The sequence below is a fragment of the Bartonella sp. AP40SXNS genome, from assembly GCF_042195825.1.
In the GTDB taxonomy this organism is placed as follows: domain Bacteria; phylum Pseudomonadota; class Alphaproteobacteria; order Rhizobiales; family Rhizobiaceae; genus Bartonella.
The window spans coordinates 127,245-149,738 of sequence record NZ_JBHIPB010000002.1 but is presented as its reverse complement, the minus strand read 5'-3'; the positions used below and the strand labels follow the sequence as shown (position 1 = coordinate 149,738).

Genomic DNA, 22,494 nt, shown 5'->3' with positions numbered 1-22,494 from the left:
CCTCTATAAAAGTTTTTAGAACAAAAAGCAAGTCTTAATCAATTTTTATATAAAGAAAAAATAAGAAAATAGTGTACATTTTACTAAGTAGAAAAAAATTCAACTAAAATAACTTTGTAGTGAACGTACCTCAAGGTGCCTTTTTTTGAGTGCTTTGATCGCTTCTACGACGGCTTCGGCTCCAGCTATTGTTGTATAATAGGGAACATTTTGCATGAGTGCTGCATAACGTAATGATTTTGAGTCTGAGATGGCACTGGCAGTGCTAGTTGTATTAAAAATCAATTGAATTTGGCGATTACGAATAGCATCTTCAATATGGGGGTGTCCCTCTAGAACTTTGTTGATTTTTTTTGCTTCAACGTGGTGTTCGGTGAGAAATTTTTGTGTTCCACTTGTGGCGACAACAGAAAAGCCAAGCTCAGTTAAACGTTTTACAGGATTTAAGATGCGTTTTTTATCTTCATCCCTTACAGAAACGAACAAAGTTCCCTCTTTAGGGAGTTTTACACCAGCTCCAAGTTGGGCTTTAGCAAAAGCAAGCGAAAACTCATAGTCAAGACCCATAACTTCACCGGTTGAGCGCATTTCTGGACCAAGAAGTGTATCAACACCTGAAAAACGAGCAAAAGGAAACACTGCTTCCTTGACAGCAATATGTTGTTTTTCCTGCAAAGAAGGTAATCCACCATAAGCTTGAAGAGCATCATGAAGCGTTTCTCCTGCCATAATACGTGCAGCCATTTTAGCAATAGGGCGACCAATCGTTTTTGCAACAAATGGAACAGTACGTGAAGCACGGGGATTGACTTCTAAGACATAAATGGTGTCATCTTTTATAGCATATTGTACATTCATTAAACCGCGAACATGAAGTGCTTGTGCTAATGCTTTGGTTTGGCGCTCTAATTCAGTAACTATTTTATTTGAGAGCGTATGGACTGGTAAAGAACATGCTGAATCACCAGAGTGGATACCAGCTTCTTCAATGTGTTCCATAATACCAACGATTAGTGTTTCTTTGCCATCACAGAGACAATCAACATCTACTTCAATTGCTTCTGTTAAATAGGTATCAAAAAGAAGCGGATTTTTACCAAGCAATATATTGATTTGTCCTGTTGTGTCGTTAGGATAACGGACTTTGATATCTTCTGAAATTAATTCAGGGACACTCTCAAGTAAATAATTTTGTAAGCTACGCTCATCACGAATAATTTGCATAGCACGTCCTCCTAAAACATAAGATGGACGTACAACCAAGGGGAAGCCTAGTTCGTGGGCAATGAGGCGTGCTTGTTCGATGGAGTGGGCAATACCATTTTGAGGTTGTGTTAAATTAAGTTTAAATAACAGTTTTTGAAAGCGATCTCTATCTTCAGCTAAGTCGATAGCGTCAGGTGAAGTACCTAGGATGGGGATGTTGTGTTTTTCTAGAGCGCTTGCCAATTTCAAGGGTGTTTGTCCGCCAAATTGGACGATGACTCCAACCAAATCTCCTTTTTCCTGTTCTGCTTCTAAAATAGCGATAACGTCTTCTGTTGTTAAAGATTCAAAGTAAAGGCGATCAGAGGTATCATAGTCGGTTGAAACTGTTTCAGGATTACAGTTAATCATAATCGCTTCAAATCCTGCATCACGCAGTGCAAAAGCAGCGTGGCAGCAACAGTAATCAAATTCAATACCTTGCCCAATGCGGTTTGGTCCACCGCCTAAAATAGCAATTTTTTTGCGTTCAGAAACGTGTGCTTCCGAGTGCTCTACACCTGCAAAGGGAACTTCATATGTTGAATACATATAGGCTGTAGGAGAAGAAAATTCAGCGGCACAAGTATCAATCCGTTTGAAGATGTGTTTAACATTCAGTGATTTACGCAAAGCTGCGATATAATCGGTTTCTTGTCCGATAAGGGAGGCTAATCGCGCATCTGAAAAGCCCATAGCTTTTAACATACGTAAATTATCTGCATCTTGGGGTAATCCATGAATGCGGATACGCTGCTCCATTTCAATGATGGAGGCTATTTGTTCTAAAAACCACGGATCAATTTTGCTAATTTGGTGAATCTCATTTAAAGGTAAGCCTGTGCGCATAGCTTGAGCAATATAGCGTAGACGATCAGGGCTTGGTATGGCAATGGCTGAGCGTATAGAACTTTTTTCATCACCTTCAGCATGCTCTGGAATCACAATTTCATCAAGACCCGTAAGCCCTGTTTCAAGTCCACGGAGTGCTTTTTGTAACGATTCTTGAAAAGTGCGTCCAATTGCCATGACTTCTCCTACAGATTTCATCGCAGTTGTGAGGACAGGTGATGAACCGGGAAATTTTTCGAACGCAAAACGAGGAATTTTTGTCACAATATAGTCAATAGAAGGTTCAAATGATGCTGGTGTTGCACCGCCCGTGATATCATTTTTTAATTCATCAAGTGTATAACCAACAGCCAGTTTAGCCGCTACTTTGGCAATGGGAAACCCCGTTGCTTTTGAAGCAAGCGCTGAAGAGCGAGAAACACGCGGATTCATTTCAATAACAATGAGGCGCCCATTTTCAGGATTGACAGCAAACTGTACATTGGATCCCCCCGTTTCAACGCCAATTTCACGCAAAACAGCAATCGAAGCATTACGCATACATTGATATTCTTTATCGGTTAAGGTGAGAGCAGGTGCTACAGTGATCGAATCACCGGTATGAACCCCCATTGGATCAATGTTTTCGATAGAACAAACGATGATACAATTGTCGTTCTTATCACGAACAACTTCCATCTCATATTCTTTCCACCCTAAAACACTTTCTTCAATTAATACTTCTGTTGTTGGTGAAGCTTCAAGCCCACGTTCAATAATTTCATAGAATTCAGAGCGGTTATAAGCGATTCCACCACCAGTTCCACCAAGGGTAAATGAAGGACGAATAATAGCTGGAAGCCCAACAACATCAAGAGCTTGAACTGCTTTTGCTGTTGCATGAGCGATATAATGTTGTTTGCGATCAGCTTCGGTATGTCGCCAGTTGCGCTCAAGTTCTTCGAGTGCTTTGTCAAGCGCGGTACCAGAAAGCTTTGCTTTAAGTTCAGCACACGTTTTTGCGTGTTGTTGGCGATTTTCTTCTTTCAGTTCTGTTGCATTGGCTAACATAGAGCGTGGCGTTTCCAAACCGATTTTTGCCATCGCTTGGCGGAATAAAGCACGATCTTCAGCTTTATCAATAGCATCAGCATTGGCTCCTATCATTTCAACATGATAGCGGTCTAAAATACCCATACGCTTTAATGATAAAGCAGTATTGAGGGCTGTTTGTCCTCCCATAGTGGGTAAAAGGGCATCGGGACGTTCATGGGCAATAATTTTGGCAACGATTTCAGGCGTAATGGGCTCTATATAAGTTGCATCAGCTAGATCTGGATCTGTCATAATCGTGGCAGGATTAGAATTGACCAAAATAATTCGGTAACCTTCTTCTTTTAATGCTTTACAGGCTTGAGTACCAGAATAATCAAATTCACATGCCTGACCAATGATAATAGGTCCTGCTCCGATGATAAGAATAGATTTTATATCTGTGCGTTTGGGCATGACTTTTTCCTATGACAAATATCTATGTGCGATTGTTGCAGGCAAAATATTTCAGTTTTGAAGCTACAGTCATTTTATAAGTTAAGTGACAAAGAAAGTAAGCATTAAAATATCTTTTCCATGCTTTTTTTCATAAAATTTAAGATAAATTTCTTTTTTGAGTTGAGTCATCTCGTCAGTCTATCAAAAGTATGACCTTTAATAAAAAATAATAACAGTGCTCCAACAAATTAGAATATTCAATCATACGTCGAGCATAAAAAGTCGGAACATCTTCCCAATACATTGCTTGCATATTTTGTGTTTTATGACGTTGTTTGCCTAAGAGACCCCGCGCTTTTTCTATTGCTTGTAAAACATAAGCCATTATTTATGGTTTGATGGGATTTCGTACAATGAAATGGGAAACTTATCGTGTTGTTCCGTAAAATACTGCTGTTTAGAGCTGTGATATAAGGTATGAAAATTTACCACATTAAGGTGCTTTTTGTTAGAGCGTATGATAAAATTCAGGACCAAATTTGTCTGTAGAGAGCTTATGAAATAAACCATATAAAATGGTTTCAGTTGGAATCTGTTAAATAAACAATAAGATTGTTGATAAATCGGCTCTGGTCGAAGTTTCCGTTTTAGGGTAGGGAACGTCAATCTATAGATGTGTCCGTTTCATAAAAGGGTGAGAGTGTATTTTAATACAATGGCTAAGGAGATAATTTCAGAATGATTTTGTTTGTTTTTAAAAGAGAGTGAATACTCTCCCTTTACTTTATGGTGATGTTCAAAACTTTTTAAAATATAAAGAAGGATAAAATGCCGAGCATTTCCCAAACGAGATTTTGTCTGAAAGATGTATCAATAGGAAAGCTTTTGGTGGCTAGGTCTCAAAAAGGGATTTGTCATAGTGCGTTAGGAGACACTATAGAGCAATTACTACAGGAGTTTACGCTACGATTTGGTGATGCACAACAAGTTGTAGGTGACAATACATTTAAGAGAGAAGTTGCCCATATTATAGCCATGATAGAAACACCTAAGCTGGTAAAAAAATATAATTTTCCCTTAGATATAAATGGTACAGTTTTTCAACGACAAGTATGGGCAGTATTATGTGATATACCATGTGGTGAAACAATTTCATATGAGGTTTTAGCATGCCGTATTGGTATGCCGAATGCTTTTCGTGCCGTTGCTAATGCCTGTGCACGTAACGAATTGGCTGTTATCATTCCGTGTCATCGTGTTGTGCGTAAAAATGGTTTTATTTCAGGGTATCGTTGGGGGGACAAACGGAAACAGATTTTACTACAACGAGAACAAAATGGAGAAATTTAACTTTGTGTGATGGGCATTATAATCGTTACAGTTGTTCCTTTCATTTCTTTTGAAGTAATTTCAAGTTTTCCCTTGTGGAGTTCTAGCAAGGAGCGTGAAATGGCTAAGCCAAGACCTGAGCCCGTATGAGATTTAGTAAGTTGATTTTCAACTTGTTCAAAGGGTTGTCCAAGTTTTTTAATTGCTGATTGTGGAATACCAACACCTGTATCTGTAATTTTAAAAATAAGATTATTTTTTTTCTTGAAAGCGCAGACATCAATATTTCCGCCAGAAGGAGTGAATTTAACGGCATTAGAGATGAGATTAAGGAAAATCTGTTTCATTGCACGACCATCAACTTCAGCATGAAGTTCAGGGGTAATGTTTGTTGTAACAGCAATATTTTTTTCTTGAGCCTGAGGCGTTAGTGTTCGTACTGCTTCACTAATGATAGGTTCAAGATCGGTATTTTTACAATCAAGCGTAAATCTTCCAGCTTCGATTTTTGACATATCAAGGATGTCATTGATAAGGGTTAGAAGATGGGTTCCTGAATTATAAATATCATGCATATATTCTTTATAGCGTTGTGAACCAAGAGGGCCAAAGGTTGATTGTAACATAATATCTGAAAAGCCGAGAATAGCATTTAGTGGAGTGCGCAATTCATGAGACATATTGGCTAAAAATTCTGATTTAGCCTTATTAGCACTTTCGGCGCGTTCTTTTTCTGCTTTCAGACTTTTATTAAGTTTTTCAACTTCTGTTGCGCGTTGTTGAGCACTCCCTCTCGCACGTTTGAGTTCTTGAATGAAAGAAAAAAGACGCCTTTCGCTGTCTTCAAATTTTTCCTGTTGTTGTTTAAGCTCAGAAATGTCAGTACCAATACAAACCAATCCTCCATCTTGGGTTCGTCGTTCGTTAATTTTGAGCCAACAACCATCTGCCGTTTGGCGAATACTGGTTAAGTTACCAGTACCATCATCTTTAAGGGGATATTCACTAAGAGCAGGGCGTGCCATGGCTTCGACGGTTGCACGTTGGATACCTGATTGGAGAATTTGTTTAGGAATAGCGGCATATTCGCAAAATTTGCTGTTGGACATGACTAAACGTCCTTCAGCATCCCACAAGACGAAAGATTCTGAAATGTTTTCAATCGCGTCACGAATACGAAGGTCGGCTTGTGCCGTTTGTTCAGCCAATTGTTGCTGTTCACTAATATCGAAGGAAATACCAACCAAATGGGGTTCTTCTTCTTCAGTCACTTCGGCACGAATGCGCATCCATACATAATGACCATCAGCATGACGCATAGGAACGTTAATATCGATATGCTTTTTTTTGCCGCTCATTAATTCCTGAGCAAGGTCAAAAAAATTCGCATCATTTGGATTGATAATGGCGCTAATTTGGGAAATTGAGAGCAATGCATCTTGAGGGACATAGCCGAGCATTTCGTACATTGCTCGTGACCAGTAGACGCGCCCACTGGCCATATTCCAATCCCATAGTCCACAGCGTCCACGCATCATTGCCATATCAATACGGTTTTGAATTTTTTCTGAAACAAGATCTGTTTTGCGTGCTCGTACAATTTGGTTATAATAAGCATAAAGAAGAGCGAGGATAACGCCACTAGTTCCAATGAACATGGTTATATTTAACGAGAGAGCTTTCCGCCATTCCATATAAATATGTTGCATTTTTTCACTGATGAATACCCCATATTGTCCATTTTCTGTTTGCTCAAAGGAAGCAAGAGCAGGAATATCTTTTTCTATTGTAATTTTCATGATTCCAGCATGTTTTCCTAGAGCTTGTAAAGTAATGCTTTCAGAGGTAAAATCCTGTAAGGGTTTTCCTAAGACAATCTCAGAACTTGATGAAGCTAGGACATTGCCTTTTTGATCGACAATAGCAATAACAGCGCTGGTTTTTATAAAACCTTTGTTACGAAAATTGGTTAGGATATTTTGTAAATGATTATGAGAAAGAGCAGCAGCTTTTCCTTGTCGAGTGGCGGCAAGTAAGTCACGGTCGATTGTATTGGTAATATGAGAAGCTAAGAGAGTGATGGTAGAATGCGTGTTTTTATCAATTGTGTTGCGCCAATCATAGATTGATACGAAACGGATTGCTGCAAGCGCAATAAGAAATGCCACAATGACAAATGGAAGTGAGCGTCGCAACCAAGGTTCAATAAAGAGAAGCTTTTGATAGGTAGAGCCAGAAAACAGATGAATACGCTTTGTCTGCGCTTTATGGCTTTGAGCGCTCGATTTTGAATCAGCATATATCTCCGTTGGCGCATTATATGCGTCCAATTTAGCCATCTCTTGTTCCTTTAATTCCGGAATAATGTGATTTAAAAACTGCTTCGATATTCATTAATAACCCCATGAGAGTGCAATGAATCAAAACAGGAGTCTTCTGTCCAGTCTTTTTTTAAAAAAAGTATTTTACTTTTATGAATTTGGAATATGAAAAGGAAAAGGCATTTTAAACATGGCCTATAAACAGGCTTAGATTGCCTGTTTATAGGTTTAATGATGATCAAAGTAGCTTGTAGAGTTTATTTTTAAAAATATTATAGTATATTGATTTAAAATGTTTTTTTGTTTCAAGTGAGTAGACGATTGATGATATCAGAAACATCGCTTGATAATTTTGGTGCGGCAGCAATCGTTTTTAATGCCGTTTCAAGTTTTTGTTGCCGAATGGGTTCTAATTGTCGCCAAGAGCGCAAAGTTGTTAATAATCGTGAAGCAAGCTGTGGATTTTTTTTGTCAATTTCTAAAATGATTTGGCAAAGAAAATCATAGGAGGCACCATCAACTCTGTTAAAGCCTGTTAGGTTGTTAGAGGCAAAGATACCGATCAGAGATCGTACACGATTAGGATTATCCTTTGAAAATAGCGGGTGTTGCATGAGCTTTTGAACATTTTCGAGTGTTGATGTGCCAGCAACCATTGCTTGAATAGAAAACCATTTATCCATAACCAAAGGGTCATGTCGATAGCGGTTTTCAAAATCATTTAAGGCATTTTGTGCCTGCTCACTTTCATTAAAACGCTTCACGAGAACAGCAATACTCGCCATTCGGTCAGTCATATTATCAGCTGTTGCATACTGTGTTGCCGCACGATTTGGATTGTTCTCAGAAATGGAAAGATAATCCAATAGTATGTTCTTGAATGCTCGCTTTCCGGCTTGTACAGTGTCTGGTGAATAGGGTTCTTGGGTTTGCATTTGTTCATAAAATTTTGTTAAGAGTTTTTGATGTGTTTGTGCAAGTGAAGCGAGAAACTGATTGCGCACGTAATGAATACGATCTGGATCAATATTTTTACCGATTGTATGAGCAAGCTCAACTTCACTAGGTAAATTTAAACAGAAGGCACGAAATTCAGGCTCTAAGGTTTCATCTGTTATGATTGTTTCAATCAGGTTTAGCAAAGCAGAGGAGATTGTTTCTTTTGCTGCTTGTGTTTTATCTTGAATGCTTTGAAGCAAAGCTTGCGTCATTAAATGATTAAGAGATTGCCAGCGATTAAGGTGATTGTCATCATGTTGTGCAAGAAAAATAAGTTCACTTTCATTAAATGGCGTGTGTAGAATGATTGGTGCAGAAAAGTCTCGCAGCAGTGATAAAACGGGTTTTTCACGCAGTCCCTTTAATGTAAACGTTTGGCTTTCCTTGGATAAAAGCATAACGTCTGATTGAATATCTGTATCTGCTTCATAGGTGAGGTTTTCTCCGTTAAGTCCTAACAAGCCAAATACGATGGGGATAAGCATGGGCTTTTTTGTATTTTGTTGTGGGGTTGCTGGAATATGTTGCTTTGCATGAATCGTTAAAACACCATCGCTATAATGACTATCGATTTCTACATTGGGTGTTCCTGCCTGTTCATACCATAGCATGAATTGAGAGAAGTCTTGACCAGACACTTCAGCAAAACAGGCAATAAAATCTTCAATTGTACAAGCTTGTCCATCATGACGTTGAAAATAAAGATCAGTGCCTTTACGAAACAGAATAGGACCTAAAATAGTTTGTATCATGCGAACAACTTCAGCACCTTTTTCATAAACAGTTGTGGTGTAAAAATTGTTAATTTGGCTATATTGACGAGGACGTACAGGATGCGCAAGAGGTCCTGCATCTTCTGCAAATTGCGTCGCTTTTAATGCTTTTACATTTTCAATTCGCTGTAGGCTGCGTACATTTTGATCTGATGAAAATTCCTGATCACGATAAACAGTGAATCCTTCTTTTAAACAGAGTTGAAACCAATCGCGACAGGTAACACGATTACCGCTCCAATTATGGAAATATTCATGGGCAATGACACGTTCAACATTTCTATAATCCTGATCGGTTGCTGTTTCAGGGTCGACAAGAACATATTTGTCATTAAAAACGTTAAGGCCTTTGTTTTCCATTGCTCCCATGTTAAAGTCGGATACAGCAACAATATTGAAAACATCAAGATCATATTCGCGGCCGAAACATTGTTCATCCCAACGCATGGAACGTTTAAGAGAATCCATTGCATAGGTTGCACGTTCGGTTTTTCCTTTTTCTACATAGATACCAAGCTCGATACGTCGTCCAGATACAGTTGTAAAATGATCTTCTAACTTATCAAGATCTCCACCTACTAAAGCAAAGAGATAAGATGGTTTGGGATAAGGATCTTCCCAAATAGCAAAATGACGATTATTCTCTAAAGTTCCTGTTTCCACTAGATTACCATTTGAAAGCAAGATTGGGAGTGTTTGGGAATCTGCTTCAATTTTCACTCTATAGGTAGAAAGAACATCTGGGCGGTCGTAAAAATAAGTAATACGACGAAAACCTTCCGATTCGCATTGTGTGCAATAAACACCATTTGAAAGATAAAGCCCCATAAGTTGGCGATTGCTTTCTGGATTCAGTTCCGTGACCATTTTCAAAGTAAAAGGAGCCGTTGGTGGCGTTGTAATTTCTAAACGTGAAGGCGTCACTCTATAAGTGTTTGGGGCTAATATCTCATCATTAATAGAAACGGAAATTAAAGTAAGATCATCACCAGAAAGAACGAGAGGTGTTAATTCTTTTGTATCGTGACGGGGCTCAATAAACAATATGGCTGTAACATAGGTTTTTGTTGGTGCCAATTGGAAAGAAAGGTGTGTTTTAGGGATAGCGTAAGGAGTTGGTTGGTAATCTTCCAAACGATAAATAGATGTTATTGGCTGTTTCATAGTTTTTTCCCATTAGTATTTTAAGAGTTAAAGAAGGGTGTTTTAATTTTAGAAGCAAGATAGGATTAAAGAATTACAAAAGGCTGTCGAGGCGATTTTTTACTTCTAAGAAGTCTATCCATGTAAGCTTCTTTTGACTAGGGGTTCTAAGAAGGTAAGCTGGGTGGAAAGTTGGCATAACAGGTATTTTTATATTATCTTCGCTTTCATAGATATGCCATTTCCCTCTTGTTCGGATAATTCCATTTTGAGATCCGGTAAGAAACTGTGCAGCAACGCCTCCCAGTGCTATAAGAACACGAGGACGTGCTAAATAAATGTGTCGTTCAATAAAAGGGCGGCACAATGCCACTTCTCTTGGTGTTGGTGTACGATTTCCTGGTGGACGCCAAGGAATAGTGTTGGCAATGTAAACATTATTTCTTGCTAAGCCAATTGATGCGAGAATTTTATTAAGTAACATCCCTGCTTTTCCCACAAAAGGAATTCCTTGTATATCCTCTTCTCGTCCTGGTGCTTCACCTATGAGCATTAGGGGACTTCCTGCTGTTCCATCTGAAAAACAGGTATTTTTTGCTGTCAATTTTAGTGAACAGCCATTAAATGCAAGGAGGGCAGATTTTAATTCATCAAGTGTCTTTGCACTTTTTGCACTCTCTATAGCAGCGGATTCGTTTTGTATAGGACTAGAATTATACAGTGGATGATTATCTAATTTTACGCTTGGAGATGTTTGTTGATTACCAGAAATGTTAACAACAGGCGTTAATTTTCTCTCTGAACAAGCAGACTGCTTAAAACGATCAATAGGGAAGTCTGTCAGAACGGCATCCGCACCACTTTCTTTATAAAAGTTTAAGAGTTCTTCATAGGAAATCGAGTACGGCGTTTGATTTAACATTTTACTTTTTCTAATGATCTAGGCACTATAGATCAAACAAAATTATCCTTCAAGTTTTATAAACGTATTCGCTAGCCATTAATGTATAAGAATGCTGATAGGATTCTCTCTTTTCACAAAAAAGGCAAATCGTAAAATGCGAGTTTTCGCGATTATATGTATCTTTAAATGTATAATTTGTTTAAATTGCGCTATTTTAACTTTTTAAACAAAATAAACTCACTCATAATAAAAGAATTTTTTACTGAAAGCAAGTGGCGTGATAATATTTTTTATCATTATATTCTATATTTAATACTTAGTGAAAGTGAATTTTGTAGTATTTTATTTAAAAAATTAAGTATAATTTTTTATTATTATATTTATTTAATAGCTTTTATTAAATAAATTAAATATATTAATTGAAATATATAATTATTACTTTTATATGAGAAAACACTAAGACGTTACAAACAGTTTTCACAATGGGTTAAAAGCAATGTGTGGATATATTCTTTTGCTTTTTTTACAGCTGAAATGAGAGGTTCATTGAGTGCCAAATGCGCTGCAATAGCGCTTGATAGAATGCAACCTGTTCCACGCATTGTTCCTTTTAAACGTGGAGTAGAAATATTGATGACTTCAATTTTGTCAATGAAGCTATCAATTGCAAGAGGACCCTCCGCATGTCCGCCTTTTACTAAGATAGAGCGAGCTCCCAATGACAAAAGTTTTTTTGCTTGTTGTATTGCTTGCTTATCATTAGATGCCAATGGACTTTGGCTAAGAAGAGCGAGTTCTTCTCTATTCGGTGTTAAAAGATCAACATGAGGAAGCAGTTTATCGATCATAGTGTCGATGATTGTTTCTGTTATTAGTTTTCCTCCTGATGAAGCGACAAGTACAGGGTCCAAAACAACTGGAACATGGGGATAGTCTTTGAGTACGTTACAGATTGCTGCTATAATTGCTTTTGTCCCCGTCATACCAATTTTTATTGCGCTTATTGGATTTGCTTCTAGAGCAGCACGCATTTGCGCAGCGACGAGGTCTCCACACATTGGAATGATTTCGACAACGCGATTATCATCTTGTACGTTAACACAAGTAATTGCTAAATTTGCTTTTATTTGAAAATGTGCAGAGGTTTCTATATCACGAACAATACCGGCACCTCCTGTTGGATCAGTGCCTGCAACAATAAGAATGGAAGGTATCAACGCCATGTTTGTGTCACTTTTATCCACTGCTGTACACGCTCTTCAGGTTTTTTATGGAGGATAATATCAGTCACAACAGCAGCACTATTTGCTCCTGCATTTAAAACACTAACTGCACGTTCTGGTGTTAACCCACCAATACCCACTAAAGGTAAAGCACCAATCCGTTTTCTCCATTGTTTGATTTTCTCTAGTCCTTGTGGCATCCATTTCATTTTTTTTAAGATTGTCGGATAAATAGGACCAAGTGCAATATACTCAGGATTAGCAGAGAGTGCGATATCCAATTCATGTTCATCATGTGTACTAAGACCAACTTTTATACCACTTTTACGAATTGCGTGAAGATCAGCATTGCTCAGGTCTTCTTGTCCCAGATGAATAAAATTACACTTTTCATCAATTGCTATTTCCCAATGATCATTAATAATTAATTGTGTTCCCAATTTATTGCATATGTTTTTTGCACGCTTAATATGTTGACGGATTATTTGTTGATTTTCATGTTTCATACGCAATTGTACGAGCTTGATACCAAGAGGAAGCAAACGTTCAATCCAATCAGCGTTATCAACGATGAGGTAAAAAGGATCCAGTTTCATGAAAATACCGCTTTTCCAATGATTGGTGTTGAAGGGACTGCTACATTGCGTGCTTCGATCATGCCAGCTTTATACCCCATACGCCCTGCCTGAATAGCTTTGGAAAAGGCCTCAGCCATCAAAACAGGATCAGCTGCTTTAGCAACTGCGGTATTAAGCAGTACTGCATCATAACCTAGTTCCATCGCAATGGCGGCATGGGATGGGCGTCCAATGCCGGCATCAATAACAAGAGTAGCATCAGGAAGGTAAGCACGGATAGAACGCAATCCATCAGTATTATGAGGTCCTTTGGCAGAACCAATAGGAGCACACCAAGGCATAATAACACGGCAACCAATGTCGAAAAGTTTTTCAGCAACAATGAGATCATCCGTTGTATAGGCAAAAATTTTGAAACCTTCATTGTTTAAAATTTGAGCAGCTTCGATTAAGGAAAAAATATTTGGCTGTAAGGTGTCTGAATTACCGATAATTTCGAGTTTAATCCAAGCTGTTTTAAAAAGATCTCTTGCTAATTGCGCTGTGGTTACGGCCTCTTTAACAGTATAACAACCAGCAGTATTAGGAAGCACTGTTACCCCAAGATCTTGAAGAAATTGCCAAAACTGCCCTCCTTGTTTTCCACCTGCGCTTTCTCGACGTAATGAAACGGTTACAATTTCTGTATTGGATTTATGAATAGCATCACGAAGGATGACAGGAGAAGGATATTGCGCTGTACCTAACATAAGACGAGAGGTGAATTGTCGTCCATAAAGATTCAACATAATTAACCACCTTGCATTGGGCTTAAAATTTCCACTTTATCTCCTTCATGCAAAATAAATTGGTCACGCGCATCTACAGGAACAACTTCGGAATTCACAGCAATTGCTAGCCAATTTCCTTCATACCCCAATTCCACAAGCAAGAGACTAAGAAAAGGAGCTTCTGTTTGAAGTGTTTCACCATTAACAAATATTTGCATGTTTTATTCCAATGCCAATTTCACCGCTCGTTTTGCCATTTCTGGAGACAAAAGAAAACCATGTCTATAAAATCCATTAATAGAGATATGGTTACCATATTTGCATACAGAAGGGAAGTTATCAGGATAAGCTGGACGAATACCAATGCCGGATTCAACAATTTCTGCTTCGGCAAAAGCAGGGTGCAATGTATAGGCCGCGTTGAGCAATTCCATCATTGATCTTACAGAGATTGCACCATCAAAGTCACTTTCAATCATCGTTGCGCCAATCATGAAAATATCATTCTGTCGTGGAACAACATAAAGTGGAAATCGTGGATGAAGAAGACGAATTGGGCGGGAAATTTTAATTTCTGTACTCCGCAAGAGTAGCATTTCACCACGTACACCCCGTATATTTTTATCTTTTCCTAAACGTCCTATTCCTGTCGCATCAATAACAATATCAAAATTTTTTTCAGCCTTCTCTACATCAACAAAACAGGCTCCATTGTTGAGAAGCTTTTCTTTTAAAGCCATAAGTGCTTTGCGAGGATCAATATGGGCTTCATTTTCATAAAAGAGTGCACAGTTAAAACGTTCCGCAAGATCTGGTTCAAGATGAGCTATTTCTGTATTATCTATGGTTTTGTGATTATGCGTACGCATAAAAAATCGTTCAAGCTCTCCTCTATCTCGTGTAGGTGCAACTACTAAAGTGCCTTTTTGTATGACAAGGTTGGGGAGCGTTTTACGCCACCATTGTATAGCTTGTACACCAAGATCTTCAACAATCTGTTCCGCATTTTCTCTTTCACAGTAAGGTGCGAGCATTCCTCCTGCATACCAACTAGCACTTCCTATAGGTGAATGAGGGGGGGCTGATACAGTAACAGAAGCACCTTTTTGCTGTAACATAAAGGCAACTGTTAAGCCGCCTACACCTGCACCTTTGATAAGAATGTTCTTCAACTGTTTACTTTCTTTTTTTGAGGAGGAACAATTTCCATATAAAGATCACCACTTTTTTGATATTTTTCAGCCATAGCAATCATACCTTCACCTTTTGTTTTTTTGAGTGCTGCAGCATCACGAATATCATGGGAAATACGCATAGAACAGAATTTTGGTCCACACATGGAACAAAAATGCACCAATTTATGGGCATCTTTAGGCATTGTCTCATCATGAAAGGCACAGGCTGTTTCTGGATCAAGAGAAAGGTTAAATTGATCATGCCATCTAAAATCAAATCGTGCACGCGAAAGAGCATTATCGCGCAATTGTGCTCTCGGCAAACCTTTGGCAAGGTCTGCGGCATGAGCAGCAATTTTATAAGTAATCACACCAGTTTTTACGTCATTCCTATCGGGGAGTCCTAGGTGTTCTTTAGGTGTTACATAACACAACATAGCAGTTCCAAACCATCCAATCATAGCGGCACCAATTGCTGATGTAATATGATCATAACCCGGAGCAATGTCCGTTGTAAGAGGTCCTAAAGTATAAAAAGGCGCCTCATGACAAAGATCTAATTGTTGCTCCATATTTTCTTTAATTTTGTGCATTGGGACATGCCCAGGGCCTTCAATCATAACTTGTACATCTTTTTTCCAAGCAACTTTTGTCAATTCTCCCAAGGTTTTAAGCTCTGCAAATTGGGCCTCGTCATTGGCATCGGCAATAGAGCCAGGACGCAATCCATCCCCCAATGAAAGAGAGATGTCATACGTGCGTGCAATATCACAAATTTCATCAAAATGTTCATAGAGAAAACTTTCTTTATGATGATGCAAACACCATTTTGCCATAATAGAACCACCTCGTGAAACAATACCTGTTACCCGATCAACGGTCAAAGGGATAAAAGGTAGTCTTAATCCTGCATGAATGGTAAAATAATCAACACCTTGTTCTGCTTGCTCAATAAGGGTATCACGAAAAATATCCCATGTTAAGTTTTCGGCAATACCCTGTACTTTTTCGAGTGCTTGATAAAGAGGAACTGTTCCGATGGGCACAGGAGAATTTCGGATAATCCATTCACGAATATTGTGAATATTTCGTCCTGTAGAAAGATCCATAACTGTATCTGCTCCCCAGCGAATGGCCCAAACCATTTTATCAACTTCTTCTTCCATAGATGAAGTTACTGCTGAATTTCCAATATTGGCATTAATTTTAACACGAAAATTACGTCCAATAATCATAGGTTCGCACTCTGGATGATTAATGTTTTGTGGAATAATGGCGCGTCCACAAGCAATTTCATTGCGAACAAATTCCGCAGTATAAGTTTCAGGTATTGATCCAGAAAATGTTTCATTTGATGGTACATTTTGCCGCTCTTCTACTGCTAATCCTTCATTTTCTCGTATAGCCACATATTCCATTTCTTCGGTAATAATGCCTGCGCGTGCGTAAGCCATTTGTGTAATTGCTTTGCCATTTTTTGCTCGTAAAATAGAACGTTTTTGCTTAAAGGCTGGTGTAAGGTTTTTATCAGAAGTCAATCCATTATCTTCAGGTTTAACTAATCGTGCAGGATAAGTTTCAGTATCATCCCGCTTAGAGAGCCAAGGCAAGCTAATTGCTGGAAGGCCTTTTGTAATATCAATGATCATATCTTTATCTGTGTAGGGGCCAGAAGTATCGTAGACGTTTAAAGGTTTTTCACCACTGCCATCAGCCAGTGAAATTTCACGCAATGGTACGCGCACATCAGAAAAGAGAAGGCTCTGTTGATAAATTTTGCGTGAAGCGGGAAAGGGGTTACAACTAATTGATGGAGTATTTTTCTGCACAAACTTTTTCCTTATAGACACGGAGTTCAAAAATAGGTTGCGATGTTAATGGAGTTACGATGTTAATGGAGATGTATTCAAATTATCAATCACGAGCATTCGGATGAATAGGGGTAAGTATTGCTTTGTAGCAAAGAAAACCCAATACAGCTCAAGAAAAGTTATTTTGAAAAACTGATACAATATCTATTCTAATATTTGCATGCCTCCTCCCACTTGAAGTATTTTTGTTAATACGAATATGGTTGGCTTAAATATCTATATTGTCAATCATAAAAATATATTTTAAACGATTTTGGTGTGTTTTTAAGAGTGAAAATAAATATTATGAAGTGATAAACTATGATATTGAAGCTTTTATAAACCAGAATAAAGTTAAAAGCGGATTATCAGAGAAAAAGTAGATAGTTTATGGCTCTGATTGAGATTTTTTTCATATTAAAATAATAACTCAGAATACCATAAGATTCTCTCATCATATATCTTTTCATATAAAAACACTTCCTTGCATGTCATAAGTGGGAGCGTATGGGGCAAAACACTTGAAGAAAGGAAGCCAAATGTCATTTAATGAACATTCTAAGATGTGAGGCTGTCAAAAAGTGGAGGTCAACAAAATGTATGATGGATTCCACTTGTATCTTCAAAAGCTTAAAGCTGATGATCTATAATGGCTTGCTATTGTATCATTGACGTGCGCTGTCGTAAAATGAAAGGAGTATATTTTGAGCAATATTTCTTAAAAAGTGCGTAATATGCAATATCATTATATTTTGTTTGGGGTATTCTATTCTTCATGAGGGGGATGTTTCCATTAAGAATGCGATAAACAAAAGCGGGAAACAATACCTAATCTTTATTATTAAAAATAATATTGTCTTGAATTAAGAAGAACACCAATAATTGCAAGATGTTGTTTAGAATGATTTATTGCTCTTGCAAAAAACATATACATATAATAATATATAGAGGGAGATGTGCTAAGTGTGGGAGGGGAAAAATTGGTTATGGGGCGTTTAAAAAACAAGGATATTGTTCATAAAGATTGGGGGAGGGGCTAGGTTATGCTTTTTAATTTTTTCCGGATCGGATACAACCTTCAAATTTTGTGAAGGTGTGTGATATTTGATATTTCAAAGTATTTTATTTCCAGTTTAATGAAAGTGTGGAGCAAGTGTCCATATTGAATATATTTTCTATGATACATTTAGATTGAATAAAAGCTTATTCAAAAAAACATTGGTGCTAATCTTGTGACACAATTTCAGAAATAAATTGAATAAAATAGAACAAAGTATCTGCGTGTGAATAAAAAGATAATGAAGCATGTAAAAAATTTGAAGCTAATTTTTAAAGTTTTAATACAAATGATAGCCAAAAGATAGAATTTCTTTGTTTAAAATATATGGTATAAAATATCGACGAGATAGATTTAAACTATTGAAAAAAATAAAAAAAGATAATGTTTAAGTCAGAAACTTTCTATGTGGATGATAAGTTATTACATTCAGTAATGGTTATATGAAATCCATAATAAGGAAAAATTTGAATAATATTTATAAATTTTGCAACAAGATGCAAGATTTAAAAAATAATTATATAACAACAGCAAAACAACAAAACAAGATATTAAGTAACATCAGATGAGGTGGTTACATTATACATTAGAAGAGAAAGCATTCATACTAATGTTATGAAAAGCGTCTGGTGAATTTAGGTTATAAAATTGGAAGGAGTGAAGAGAGATAAAATGCGTAAATAAGGATGGTGCAGTGGTTATGATGTATCAATCAACAGCGGCAGCACATTTTAGTGCACAGAACGAGAAGTTGTTAGAAAAACTATGAAAATAATGGGGGTTTAAAATGTCTAATATTTACGATTGGTCTCTAAAGGCTGATGAAAATGCTTATTCAGATAGTATCATTAATTGGGCAGAAGGACAGCCGCCTAGTTCTGTTAATGATAGTGCACGGGCGATGATGCAGCGCGTACGAGAATATCTTGCAGATAATGGTGGATCTATTGACTCAAGCTTTATGGTAAATGCGGAAGATAAAACAACATTAATTACCTTAAAGACAGTTTCACCAATAAAGAAATACAACAATGATATCATCATACGTTTTAAAGCTCGTGGCACAAATATTGGCACGACGACAATAACTGTTAATAATATAGGAGAAAAGCTTATCTATAAAGCCACTGATGTGGGGGTTATCCCCTTAGAAGGGGGAGAGCTGCAAAGAGGTGGCATTTATGAAATGGTATATAATAATGGTGTTTTAATAAAAGAGCATGAAGGGTGGTATTTATTAAATCCTACACCACCAAAAATAGAAAATTTTCCTGCTGGATTCATTGCAACATTTGCTATGCAAAGTGTGCCAAATGGTTGGCTTTTATGTGATGGTAAGTCCTATAAGTGTGAGGATTATCCGCAGTTATTCAAGGCAATAGGTGATAAATGGGGGAAAAACAGCTATGGAACTTTTAAAGTTCCTGATTTTAGAGGTATGTTTTTACGCGGCTTTGATGATGGCCGTGGTTTAGATGGTGGTAGAAAATTTGCAGATAAACAACAAGATAGCATAAGATCGCATACGCATATTGGGACCATTGAAGAAGCAGGCGAGCATGCACACAGTTTTGAGTATAAAACAGTAGGATGGCCCGTTGGTGATATTGGAAGACTACCAAATCATTATACCTATAATGCGACCCTGAAAGGGACAACAGCTTCTGCTGGTGCACATACACACAAGATCACTCTTTCCCATACGGGTGAAACAGAAACGCGCCCTGTTAATGCAACTGTTGTCTATGCTATAAAATCATGAGTATGATCTGCTCATAAATAATCTATACACTTTGATAATTTTGTTAACGCGGAGCAATTCCGCGTTATTTTTTATGTATGTGAAGAGGAAATCTATACTCTTTATACAATACTTGAGAGAGTTAAAAAATAATTTTAAATGATTGGAGGGAAGAGTTAAGGATATAATTTATTATAATTGTATGATTATGAAGAGAAAATATGTAAAAATTATTTTAAATTTGCCATTAAATGATCTGGAGATATATCTTTTCATCAGGTGTTTTGATAGGGGCTAAAGTGATACAATTACTCAATCTGAGGCATGAAAAAGTGCAACATTTGTAGCGTTTTATTACAAAAACAGTATATCTTTGTATCAGCGAATTGATCTCATAAAGAGATTTCTCATCTTTTTATCAATTTTATTTCTTTGCAATGCTATGATGTAGGTTATATTTGTAAATTGTATACTCCTTGAGTGAAATTATCGTTATACTTTCTTTTCATCTCTATATTACGCATTTTTTTTGCGTTAAGGGGACGACAAGAAGCGTTATTGAATTTATTTTAAATATTTTATTCAATAGTTTAATTCTTTTGATGTACCAATAAACAATTTTTCTAATAGAGGAAGAAAAATAAAAATATGATTATATTTAATGTTTTTATTGACTACAGAGATAGATAAAGAATCAATATAAAAAAAGATAAAGAAAAAGCATATATGTTATGAGAAAAAATAACGCCGTTAAAGCAACAAATAAATCTTTTACAGATTGTTAAGAGGTACTTAATTTTTATCTAGTCCCTAGAAAATATAAATAATCCATGTAATTATTATGACAAAGGTATTTGTATGTATTTCTGGATCATTTTTATTAAAGACAAGAGTGATAGAAATAGCGAGGAAAATACATATTTATGTCGTATAAACTTGCATTATATAAAAGTATGATAGCAAAACAAAATCTCAAATATTTTTAGTACGTAAAATCTTGAAAGATTTTAAACAGATAGTCTTTTCCAAAAATATCTTTGATGCGAGCGGAAGACGTTAGATGATAGAAAGGAGTTCATTAAAAATAAAATAGAATCTTGAATATTTGCGTACTTTATTGTGCTAGGTACATTAATTTTTAGATTGAAGCTGACTGCTTTAGGATCTAAATCTCATAAGAGGATGCTGTTTGAGGGAGTATAAATGGGATATCTTCTTTAGGTAATTCAGAAACGTTTAAGGAACAATGATAAACATCGCGGAGATTTTGTGTTGTCAAAACATTAGTCGCATTTCCTTCGCAATAAATCTCTCCTTCTTTTAGCAAGATCATGCTATCTGCATAATGTGCTGCAAGATTGAGATCATGAAGAACAGCGAGAACGCCGCCACCAGAATGAGCAAATTGTTTAGCAATATCCATAACGATGATTTGATGTTGAATATCGAGGCTAGCAATAGGTTCATCTAATATCATCCAGCGAGGAACCCCATTATGAACAGGTTTCCAGATTTGGCAAAGAACACGAGCAAGTTGTACGCGCGCTTGTTCTCCACCTGATAATTGGTGATAATATAGGTTACCATAATCAGAAAGGTCAACGCGATCTAAAGCTTTCTGGATAAGATTTTGCAATTCGGCTTTGGCAGTGCTAAATTGGTTTACAGAAAGGCCAAGCCCTACAACTTCATGGACTAAGAACGGAAATACGAGCGTTGTTGATTGTGGTAGTACAGCGCGCATTTTTGCCATTACATGAGTTTTTGTTTGGCATACATTATAACCATTTAAAGTTATTTTTCCACTGTAAGGAATTTCACCACTCAGAGCTTTGATAAAAGTACTTTTTCCTGATCCATTAGGGCCAATAATAATGGTAAAAGCACCACTTTTAGCTTGAAGATTAATGTGTTTAAGAATCTGTTTTTTTCCGCGCTGAACACAAATATTTGTCGCTTCAATCATGAAAAGTCTGTTCCTCGTTTGCATATAAGGATCCATAGAAAGAAAGGTGCACCAAAAAGTGCTGTTACAATCCCAATCGGCAATTCTGCGGGGGCAACAATTAAGCGTGCAAACATATCAGCAAAAATAAGTAATGCTGCTCCCAAGAGAGCAGAGCAAGGAATGAGATAGCGATGATCAGGACCTATGAGCTGACGTAAAATATGAGGAACAATAATACCAATAAAACCAATACCACCACTGACAGCAACAGCACTACCACACATAAGAGCAACAAGGGGAATAGAAATATTTTTGACGCGTTGAATATGGAAACCAATATGGCCAGCAACAGCTTCTCCAAGAGCAAGGGCATTAAGTGCTCGTGATAAAAAGGGAGAGAAAAGAAGACCAATAACGATAAAAGGGAGAACGAGCCATACTTTCAACCATGTAGCGCCCGCAAGAGAGCCCAGACTCCAAAAAGTGATATCACGCAGTTGTTGGTCATTTGCGACAAAAATCAATGTTCCGACAACAGCACTACTTAATGCACCAAGAGCAATACCAGCAAGCAGCATGGTTGCAATAGAGGTAAAGCTGTTATGTGTTGCTATTATGTAGAGAATAATCGTTGATAAAAGTCCACCAAAAAAAGCACCTATGATAACTTTATAAGGCTCTAGAAAAGGTGCAAATGAAACAGGAAAAGCAATGCCGACAACAATTGCTAAGACTGCTCCAAGTCCAGCACCTGCTGATACACCTACAATTCCGGGATCTGCAAGAGGATTACGAAAAAGCCCTTGCATAAGAACACCGGAGACAGCTAAAGCTGCTCCAATCAATAATCCCAAGATAACACGGGGAAGCCTTATGTCGATGAGCACGAGGTAATCACGCGTTTTACTACTTACCGAAAAATCTTGTGTAAGCATCACATGGAGGAGATCAACGAAAGAAACCTTTGCTGCACCATTCAAGAGCCCACCAAAAATACTGAAAATAAGGAATATTATTAAGCTTAATAATAAAATCTTCCCCTGCTTTGAACGGTTTATTTTTTTACCTTCTTTTTCTTTAGGTAAATGCATCCTGGATGTACCGTCTACCATTTTT

General features: G+C 37.2%; 15 protein-coding genes. 2 read left to right on the top strand and 13 right to left on the bottom strand.

The annotated features are described in order from the left end of the window. Positions 1-99 precede the first annotated feature (99 nt). Entirely contained in the window at positions 100-3,585 is a 3,486-nt protein-coding gene (gene carB, locus ACFILZ_RS01880) for a carbamoyl-phosphate synthase large subunit (protein ID WP_375610131.1), read from the bottom strand. 175 nt (positions 3,586-3,760) lie between these two features. Beyond that, positions 3,761-3,952, bottom strand: coding sequence for a hypothetical protein (locus tag ACFILZ_RS01875; RefSeq protein ID WP_375610132.1), 192 nt, complete (start codon positions 3,950-3,952; stop codon positions 3,761-3,763). Positions 3,953-4,395: 443 nt separating this feature from the next. Here ACFILZ_RS01875 and ACFILZ_RS01870 point away from each other — a divergent pair, with 443 nt between their 5' ends. Beyond that, entirely contained in the window at positions 4,396-4,917 is a 522-nt protein-coding gene (locus ACFILZ_RS01870; RefSeq protein WP_375606327.1) for a methylated-DNA--[protein]-cysteine S-methyltransferase, read from the top strand. On the opposite strand, the gene ACFILZ_RS01865 is transcribed toward ACFILZ_RS01870, so the two are convergent. The 9 genes from ACFILZ_RS01865 to thiC all read right to left on the bottom strand — a co-directional run bounded on the left by ACFILZ_RS01865 (position 4,914) and on the right by thiC (position 16,611). Further along, positions 4,914-7,235 (bottom strand): ATP-binding protein, encoded by a 2,322-nt coding sequence (locus tag ACFILZ_RS01865; RefSeq protein WP_375606326.1) that lies wholly within the window; start codon positions 7,233-7,235, stop codon positions 4,914-4,916. The two genes, ACFILZ_RS01870 and ACFILZ_RS01865, sit on opposite strands and share 4 nt — an antisense overlap. Before the next feature lie 287 nt (positions 7,236-7,522). Further along, on the bottom strand, positions 7,523-10,153 hold the full coding sequence (gene pepN / locus ACFILZ_RS01860; RefSeq protein ID WP_375610133.1) for an aminopeptidase N: 2,631 nt from the start codon (positions 10,151-10,153) through the stop codon (positions 7,523-7,525). 73 nt (positions 10,154-10,226) lie between these two features. Next, on the bottom strand, positions 10,227-11,054 hold the full coding sequence (locus ACFILZ_RS01855; RefSeq protein ID WP_375610134.1) for a uracil-DNA glycosylase family protein: 828 nt from the start codon (positions 11,052-11,054) through the stop codon (positions 10,227-10,229). A 446-nt stretch (positions 11,055-11,500) separates the two neighbouring features. After that, positions 11,501-12,259 carry a hydroxymethylpyrimidine/phosphomethylpyrimidine kinase gene (locus tag ACFILZ_RS01850; RefSeq protein WP_375606476.1) on the bottom strand — a complete coding sequence of 253 codons (759 nt, stop codon included), beginning with the start codon at positions 12,257-12,259 and terminating at the stop codon, positions 11,501-11,503. Further along, entirely contained in the window at positions 12,250-12,855 is a 606-nt protein-coding gene (locus tag ACFILZ_RS01845; protein ID WP_375610135.1) for a thiamine phosphate synthase, read from the bottom strand. The genes ACFILZ_RS01850 and ACFILZ_RS01845 overlap by 10 nt, the downstream gene beginning before the upstream one ends. Continuing rightward, positions 12,852-13,625 carry a thiazole synthase gene (locus ACFILZ_RS01840; protein WP_375606322.1) on the bottom strand — a complete coding sequence of 258 codons (774 nt, stop codon included), beginning with the start codon at positions 13,623-13,625 and terminating at the stop codon, positions 12,852-12,854. The genes ACFILZ_RS01845 and ACFILZ_RS01840 overlap by 4 nt, the downstream gene beginning before the upstream one ends. 2 nt (positions 13,626-13,627) lie before the next feature. Beyond that, positions 13,628-13,825 (bottom strand): sulfur carrier protein ThiS, encoded by a 198-nt coding sequence (thiS, locus tag ACFILZ_RS01835; RefSeq protein ID WP_375610136.1) that lies wholly within the window; start codon positions 13,823-13,825, stop codon positions 13,628-13,630. Positions 13,826-13,828: 3 nt separating this feature from the next. Then, positions 13,829-14,779 (bottom strand): FAD-dependent oxidoreductase, encoded by a 951-nt coding sequence (locus ACFILZ_RS01830; RefSeq protein WP_375606320.1) that lies wholly within the window; start codon positions 14,777-14,779, stop codon positions 13,829-13,831. Further along, the gene (thiC, locus tag ACFILZ_RS01825) at positions 14,776-16,611 is read right to left on the bottom strand and encodes a phosphomethylpyrimidine synthase ThiC (protein WP_375610137.1); all 1,836 of its coding nucleotides are present in this window, start codon (positions 16,609-16,611) and stop codon (positions 14,776-14,778) included. The genes ACFILZ_RS01830 and thiC overlap by 4 nt, the downstream gene beginning before the upstream one ends. A 1,865-nt stretch (positions 16,612-18,476) precedes the next feature. Here thiC and ACFILZ_RS01820 point away from each other — a divergent pair. Next, positions 18,477-19,451 (top strand): phage tail protein, encoded by a 975-nt coding sequence (locus tag ACFILZ_RS01820; RefSeq protein WP_375610138.1) that lies wholly within the window; start codon positions 18,477-18,479, stop codon positions 19,449-19,451. A gap of 1,144 nt (positions 19,452-20,595) precedes the next feature. Here ACFILZ_RS01820 and ACFILZ_RS01815 read toward each other — a convergent pair. Next, positions 20,596-21,396, bottom strand: coding sequence for a heme ABC transporter ATP-binding protein (locus ACFILZ_RS01815; protein WP_375610139.1), 801 nt, complete (start codon positions 21,394-21,396; stop codon positions 20,596-20,598). After that, positions 21,393-22,490, bottom strand: coding sequence for a FecCD family ABC transporter permease (locus ACFILZ_RS01810; protein ID WP_375610140.1), 1,098 nt, complete (start codon positions 22,488-22,490; stop codon positions 21,393-21,395). Before ACFILZ_RS01810 ends, ACFILZ_RS01815 begins: the two co-directional genes overlap by 4 nt. Between the last annotated feature and the right edge of the window lie 4 nt (positions 22,491-22,494).